At 74.9% G+C, this 5,954-nt stretch carries 7 protein-coding genes and 1 pseudogene; 4 read left to right on the top strand and 4 right to left on the bottom strand.

Annotation, left to right across the window (positions count from 1 at the left end; all coding sequences use genetic code 11):
• The 3 genes and pseudogenes from RYN42_RS19365 to RYN42_RS19355 form a co-directional block, all read left to right on the top strand.
• Positions 1–769 (top strand): annotated as a pseudogene (locus RYN42_RS19365) (hypothetical protein); the annotation flags it as partial.
• On the top strand, positions 766–1,485 hold the full coding sequence (locus RYN42_RS19360) for an ABC transporter ATP-binding protein (protein WP_315098994.1): 720 nt from the start codon (positions 766–768) through the stop codon (positions 1,483–1,485). The pseudogene RYN42_RS19365 and the gene RYN42_RS19360, both read left to right, overlap by 4 nt.
• Complete coding sequence (locus tag RYN42_RS19355) at positions 1,482–2,729, top strand: ABC transporter permease (RefSeq protein WP_315098992.1); 1,248 nt, start codon at positions 1,482–1,484, stop codon at positions 2,727–2,729. Before RYN42_RS19360 ends, RYN42_RS19355 begins: the two co-directional genes overlap by 4 nt.
• Here the strand turns inward: RYN42_RS19355 and RYN42_RS19350 are convergent.
• Positions 2,669–3,247 carry a winged helix-turn-helix domain-containing protein gene (locus RYN42_RS19350; protein ID WP_315098989.1) on the bottom strand — a complete coding sequence of 193 codons (579 nt, stop codon included), beginning with the start codon at positions 3,245–3,247 and terminating at the stop codon, positions 2,669–2,671. The two genes, RYN42_RS19355 and RYN42_RS19350, sit on opposite strands and share 61 nt — an antisense overlap.
• A gap of 56 nt (positions 3,248–3,303) precedes the next feature.
• Here RYN42_RS19350 and RYN42_RS19345 point away from each other — a divergent pair, with 56 nt between their 5' ends.
• Positions 3,304–4,605, top strand: a complete 1,302-nt coding sequence (locus RYN42_RS19345) for an MFS transporter (RefSeq protein WP_315098985.1) — start codon at positions 3,304–3,306, stop codon at positions 4,603–4,605.
• 2 nt (positions 4,606–4,607) lie between these two features.
• Here the strand turns inward: RYN42_RS19345 and RYN42_RS19340 are convergent, their stop codons facing one another.
• The 3 genes from RYN42_RS19340 to RYN42_RS19330 all read right to left on the bottom strand — a co-directional run.
• Positions 4,608–4,886, bottom strand: coding sequence for an SHOCT domain-containing protein (locus RYN42_RS19340; RefSeq protein WP_315098982.1), 279 nt, complete (start codon positions 4,884–4,886; stop codon positions 4,608–4,610).
• A 110-nt stretch (positions 4,887–4,996) separates the two neighbouring features.
• Entirely contained in the window at positions 4,997–5,662 is a 666-nt protein-coding gene (locus RYN42_RS19335) for a response regulator transcription factor (RefSeq protein ID WP_315098979.1), read from the bottom strand.
• A partial coding sequence (locus RYN42_RS19330) for a sensor histidine kinase (RefSeq protein ID WP_399552547.1) occupies positions 5,659–5,954 on the bottom strand: 296 nt, incomplete at its 5' end. The genes RYN42_RS19335 and RYN42_RS19330, both read right to left, overlap by 4 nt.

The following is a 5,954-nucleotide window of genomic DNA, read 5'->3' as shown; positions in this document are numbered from 1 at the left end:
GGCGGACACCGCCGCCCAGCGCGCCGCGGTGGCGTCGGCGCAGGCGCAGCTGGCGTCCGCGCAGGAGGCGCAGTCCGAGGCGCAGGCCGCGACGCTCACCCCGCTGCCGGCCAGCGAGGTGGTCTTCGTGCCGACGCTGCCCCGCCGCGTCGACGACGTGACCGCCACCCGTGGGGGGACCGTCACCGGGAGCTTCATGAGCGTGTCCGGTGCCACGATCCAGATCACCGGCAGCGCGACCCGCGCGGACGCCGAGCTGCTCACCGTCGGGACCGCCGGGACGATCAGCCTCGACGACCAGGAGCTGCCCGTCACCGTCTCCGAGCTCAAGGACTCCGCCGACACGCCGGCTGGGCCGGACGGGGAGGAGGGCGGCGAGGAGCCCGAGCAGCCCACGGCGCCCGAGAGCGACCGTCGGACGGTCGTCTTCACGCTCGGTGCGCTCAGCCCCGAGCAGGTGATGGCGCTGCAGAACACCAACGTGCGGGTCCGCGTGCCGGTCAGCTCGACGGAGGGCGAGGTGCTCGCCGTGCCGCTGGCCGCGCTGACCGCCGGCCCCGGCGGCGAGTCGCGGCTCGAGCTGCCCGGCAAGGACGGCAAGGCGAGCTCCTTGGTGACGGTCACCACCGGGCTCGCCGCCGACGGGTACGTCGAGATCTCCAGCGCCGAGAGCCCGCTCGCGGCCGGTGACCTGGTCGTGGTCGGGGTGGCGGAGAAGAAGGCCGACAAGGCCGAGGAGACCGAGGAGAGCGCCGAGGGGGACGGATGACCGTCCTCGACCTCGTCGACGCGCCGCAGGACCTGGGTCCGCCACCGCCGGTGCTCGAGCTGCGCGGCGCCGCCCGGCAGTTCCCGGGCGACCCGCCGGTGCACGCGCTGCACGCCGCGGACCTCGCGGTGGCGGCCGGCGACTACCTGTCCGTCGTCGGACCCTCCGGCTCCGGCAAGTCCACCCTGCTCAACCTGTTGGGCCTGCTCGACAAGCCGACGGAGGGCGAGTACCTGCTCGACGGCATCCCCACGGCGAACGCGGGCGAGCGGGAGCGCGCCGCCATGCGGGCGGGCCACATCGGCTTCGTGTTCCAGGCGTTCCATCTGATGCCGCACCGCACGGTGCTCGAGAACGTGCTCCTGGCCACCCTGTACAGCGGCGTGCCACGGGCGCAGCGACGGGACCGCGCGCTGGCCGCCCTCGATCGCGTCGGCCTGAGCCACCGGATCGACTTCGTGCCCACCGTCCTGTCGGGCGGGGAGCGCCAGCGGACCGCGGTCGCCCGCGCCGTCGTCGCGCAGCCGCGCGTGCTGCTGGCCGACGAGCCGACCGGCAACCTCGACTCCGAGAGCTCCGCCGGGGTGCTCGACCTGTTCGACGAGCTCCATGCGGCGGGCCTGACCCTGCTGGTCATCACGCACGACGACGAGGTCTCCGCGCGTGCGCAGCGCCGGGTCCGGATCGCCGACGGCCACCTGCGGGAGATCGCGTGACCGCCGTGACCGAGCGCGTGGCGCGGTCCGACCGGTTCGGCCTGCGGGACCTGCTCGCCGAGGCCGCCGCGGGCATCGGTGCGCGTCCGGGACGCCTGCTGCTGACCATCCTCGGCACGGTGCTGGGCATCGCCTCCGTGGTCGTCACCGTGGGGCTCGCGCAGACCGCCTCGGGGCAGATCAACAAGCAGTTCGACGCGGTCGCGGCGACGCAGGCCGTGGCCAAGCCTGAGACCAACTACGGCTGGGACGGCTCGGAGCGCGCGCTCGGGACGCTGCCCTGGGACGGGCCGGCGCGTGCGGAACGGCTCGCGGGCGTCGAGGCCGCCGGCAGCTTCTCGGCCGTGGACGTGGGTGACGCGGAGATCTCCGCCGTGCCCGTGCACGACCCCTCGGCACCCCGCACCGTGGCGCCCGACGTCGTCGCGACGTCCCCCGGGGCGCTCGAGGCCGTCGGCGGACGCGTCGTGCAGGGCCGCTACTTCGACGCGGGCCACGACGCCCGCGCGGACCGGGTGGTGGTGCTCGGGGCGGACGCCGCCCGTCGGCTCGGTGTGGTCCGCGTGGACCGGCAGCCGTCCATCTTCATCGGCGAGCGCGCCTACCAGGTGATCGGCATCATCGACGACGTGCGGCGGCGGTCCGACGTGCTCGCCGCCGTCCTCCTGCCCGAGGGGACCGCGCGAGCGGACTTCGCTCTGTCGGCTCCGGGCGAGCTCCACCTGCGGCTCGCGGTCGGCGCCGGTCCGGTGGTCGGCAGCCAGCTGCCCACCGCGCTGAGCCCGAACGCCCCCGAGACCGTCGACGTGCAGACGCCGCCCTCCACCTCCACCGTGCGGCAGAGCGTGCAGGCGGACGTGAACACGATCTTCCTGGCCCTCGGCGGCGTGGCACTGCTCATCGGCGGCGTCGGCATCGCGAACGTGACCCTGCTGTCGGTGCTGGAGCGCGTCGGGGAGATCGGGCTGCGGCGTGCGCTCGGGGCCACCCGCCGGGACATCGGCGCGCAGTTCATGGTCGAGTCCGTGGTGGTGGGGCTGCTCGGCGGGATGCTCGGCGCCGCGCTCGGGGTCGCGGTCGTCGTCGGGATCAGCGCCGCCCAGGCCTGGACTCCCATCCTCGACCTGCGGATGGTCGCCGTGGCCGCCCTGGCGGGAGGGGCGATCGGCCTGCTGGCCGGCCTCTACCCCTCGCTCAAGGCCGCGTCGATCGAGCCGATCGCCGCGCTGCGCGGGGGCGTCTGACGGCTCACGTCCTGGTGCAGCGCCCAGAAGGCCGAGTACGGGACGCCGTCAGGGGTCGCGGGCCGCGTGGCGAAGTCCTGCAGCACCTCGTGCACCCGCGAGGTCAGCTCCTCGAGCCCGTCCGCGTCGAGCCGCAGCCCGAGCCGGGTGGTCAGCACGTCCTGCGGGTCGACCAGGGCGACCTCCTCGAGGAACGTGTCGATGAGGACCCGGCTCATGCCCGGGCCACCCGGCGTGCGCCACGACTTGCCGGTGGCGCGGTACGGCACCTCGCGCGCCCCGCGGGTCCCCCGCCGGGCCGGCTCCGCCGCCAGGAAGCCGCGGTCGACGAGCGTGCGCACGTGGTGCAGGACGGTCGCCGGGTTGCGGTCGAGCCGCTGGGCGATCTCCCGGTTGGTGAGCGCGTCGTCCAGGCACAGGCGCAGGATCCGCATGCGCAGGGTGCTCGCGAGCGCCCGGGCGTCGGCGTCGACCTCCGCCTCGGCATGCGCCTCCGGTGCGCGTCCGCGCTCGGTCATCGGTCGGTCCTCCGCAGTGATTGACTTTTCCCAATCGGTGGACTCATCCTAGCCGCGTGAGCACCGACCCCACTCTTGCACCGCGTCGGCCGCGTTCGCTGGTCCACCACCCGGACTTCCGGCGGCTCTGGACCGGGGACGCCCTGGGCCAGCTCGGCGCCCAGCTGACCGCGCTCGCGCTGCCCGTCTTCGCGGTCCAGCAGCTGGCCGCCACCGAGTGGGAGATGGGCGTGCTCACCGCCGCGGAGTACGCCGCGTTCCTCGTGATCGGCCTGCCCGCCGGCGCGTGGGTGGACCGGATGCGCAAGCGCCGGGTGCTCGTCGTCGCCGACCTGGTGCGCGCCGCCGTGCTCGCCGCCGTGGTGGTGACGGCCGCCACCGGGCACGCGTCGATCCCGCTGCTCGTGGTCGCCGCCCTGGTGATCAGCACCGCGACCGTCTTCTTCGACGTGTCCCACCAGAGCTACATCCCCGGGCTCGTCGGCCTGGACCACCTGGTCGAGGGCAACTCCAAGCTGCAGGCGACGGCCTCGGTCGCGCAGGTGGCCGCCCCCGCGCTGGGCGGGCTGCTCCTGCGGGTCATCACCGCGCCCGCACTCATCGCGTTCACCGTGGTGACCTACCTGATCTCGGCGTTCGCGGTCGGCCGCATCCGGCAGCAGGAGACTCCCCCGCACCCGAGCACGCGCCGGCCGCTGAAGGTCGAGATCGCCGAGGGCCTGCAGTTCGTCGTGCGCGAGCCGTTCCTGCGCCGGATCGTCGCGTGCACGTCCCTGGGCAACTTCGCGGGGTCGCTGGCCGGCGCGGTCACCGTCATCTACGTGCTGCGCGAGCTGGACCTGGGCACGCCCACGTACGGTGCCGTGGTCTCGGCCGGCGCGGTCGGCGGGCTGCTCGGCGCGGTCGCCGCGGGACGGCTCGCACAGCGGATCGGCGAGGGCCGGATCATCCCGCTCGCTGCCCTGCTCATGGCGCCGGCCGCTGCGCTGATGCCCCTCGCGTCGCTCGGCGTCGCCCCCGCGCCGGCCCTGCTCGTCGCCGGCGGTGCGCTGTTCGGCTTCGCCGTGATCGTCTACAACGTCGGCCAGGTGAGCTTCCGCCAGCGCGTGTGCCCGCCGGCGCTGCTGGGCCGCATGAACGCGTCCGTCCGGTTCATCGTCTGGGGAACGATGCCGATCGGCGGGCTGCTGGGCGGCTGGCTCGGCACGAACCTCGGCGTGCTGCCCACCCTGTGGGTGTCGGTGGCGATCATGTCGCTCGCCGCGCTGCCCGTCGTCGTCTCGCCCCTGCTGGGCATGCGCGACCTGCCGGGGGCCCCCGTCGCGGACGAGCCGCAACCGAGCGCGACGGAGGCCTGACGTCAGCGCCGCGACTCGTCCGCGGCGAGCAGCACCTCCAGGCGGGACCGGTACTCCGTCTCGTCGATCTCTCCGCGGGCGTAGCGCTCGGCGAGCACCGCGCGGGCGCTGCCGGCGTCGCGTCGGCCCTCCCAGCCCGCCCACGCGCGGCGCCGGCGACCCACAAGGGCGATGACCAGGACCACCAGGCCGAACCAGAACAGCGGGACGAGCAGGAACCAGGGCCCGGGACCCCAGCCCCCGCCGTAGCCGACGGGGTGGGACAGCAGCGTGGTGAGCATGGCGACCTCCGGGAACGTGGCGGCCGAGAGTCGACCGCTCCATCACGGTGCCCCGGGGACCCCTCGGCGGTCGTCCTCCGTCCGGAGCGTGCGGGTCGCTCCGGACGGAGTCAGCCGGACCAGCCCGGACGCACCAGGCCTGACTCGTAGGCCACGACCACCAGCTGCGCCCGGTCGCGCGCGCCGAGCTTGGCACCGGCGCGCAGCACGTGCGTCTTGACCGTCAGGGGGCTCAGGAAGAGTCGCTCGCCGATCTCGTCGTTCGACAGACCCTCCGCGACGAGCACGAGCACCTCGCGCTCGCGCGGGGTCAGCGCCGCCAGCGCGGCCGGCTCCGCGACCTGACGGGTGGCGCGGGCGACCGTGGCCAGCAGCCGGCGCGTCACGGTCGGCGACAGGAGCGCGTCGCCCGCGGCCACCACACGCACCGCCCGGAGCAGGTCGACCGGCTCGGTGTCCTTGACCAGGAACCCCGACGCCCCCGCCCGGATCGCCTCGGCCACGTACTCGTCGAGCTCGAACGTGGTCACCACCACCACTCGGACGCGCTCCGCACGCGGGTCGTCGACGATCCGGCGCGTGGCCGCCAACCCGTCCGTGCCGGGCATGCGGATGTCCATGAGGACGACGTCGGGGAGGAGGTCGAGCGCGAGCCGGACGGCGTCGTCGCCCGTGGCCGCCTCGCCCACGACGGTGAGGTCCGGCTCGGCGTCGAGCAGCGCCCGGAAGCCCCCGCGTACGAGGGCCTGGTCGTCGGCCAGCAGGACGGAGATCACCGCGGCAGCTCCAGCCGGACGCGGAACCCGGCGCCGCCCGAGCCGGCGGTGAGCGTGCCGCCGAGCGCCGCGGCGCGCTCGCGCATCCCGCGCAGCCCGAAGCCGTCGACCACGACGTCGGCACCGGGTCCGTCGTCGAGGACCTCGAGCACGATCCGGTCCCCCACGGCGAGCCTGACCTGCACGGACGCGCCCGGGGCGTGCCTGCGGACGTTGGTGAGCGACTCCTGCAGGACGCGGTGCACCACCGCGGTGGTGGGTTCCGGGAGCCGCTCGACCGCCTCCGCCACCC

The organism is uncultured Cellulomonas sp. (assembly GCF_963527515.1).
Classification (GTDB): domain Bacteria; phylum Actinomycetota; class Actinomycetes; order Actinomycetales; family Cellulomonadaceae; genus Cellulomonas.
The sequence above is the reverse complement of the archived record's forward strand: the minus strand, read 5'-3'. Positions and strand labels throughout refer to the sequence as shown.

What these genes read in the sequence shown, in the direction of transcription:
- RYN42_RS19360 (WP_315098994.1), top strand. Translation starts at nt 766, where the DNA reads ATGACCGTCCTCGACCTCGTCGACGCGCCGCAGGACCTGGGTCCGCCA.
- RYN42_RS19340 (WP_315098982.1), bottom strand. Translation starts at nt 4,886, where the DNA reads ATGCTCACCACGCTGCTGTCCCACCCCGTCGGCTACGGCGGGGGCTGG.
- RYN42_RS19350 (WP_315098989.1), bottom strand. Translation starts at nt 3,247, where the DNA reads ATGACCGAGCGCGGACGCGCACCGGAGGCGCATGCCGAGGCGGAGGTC.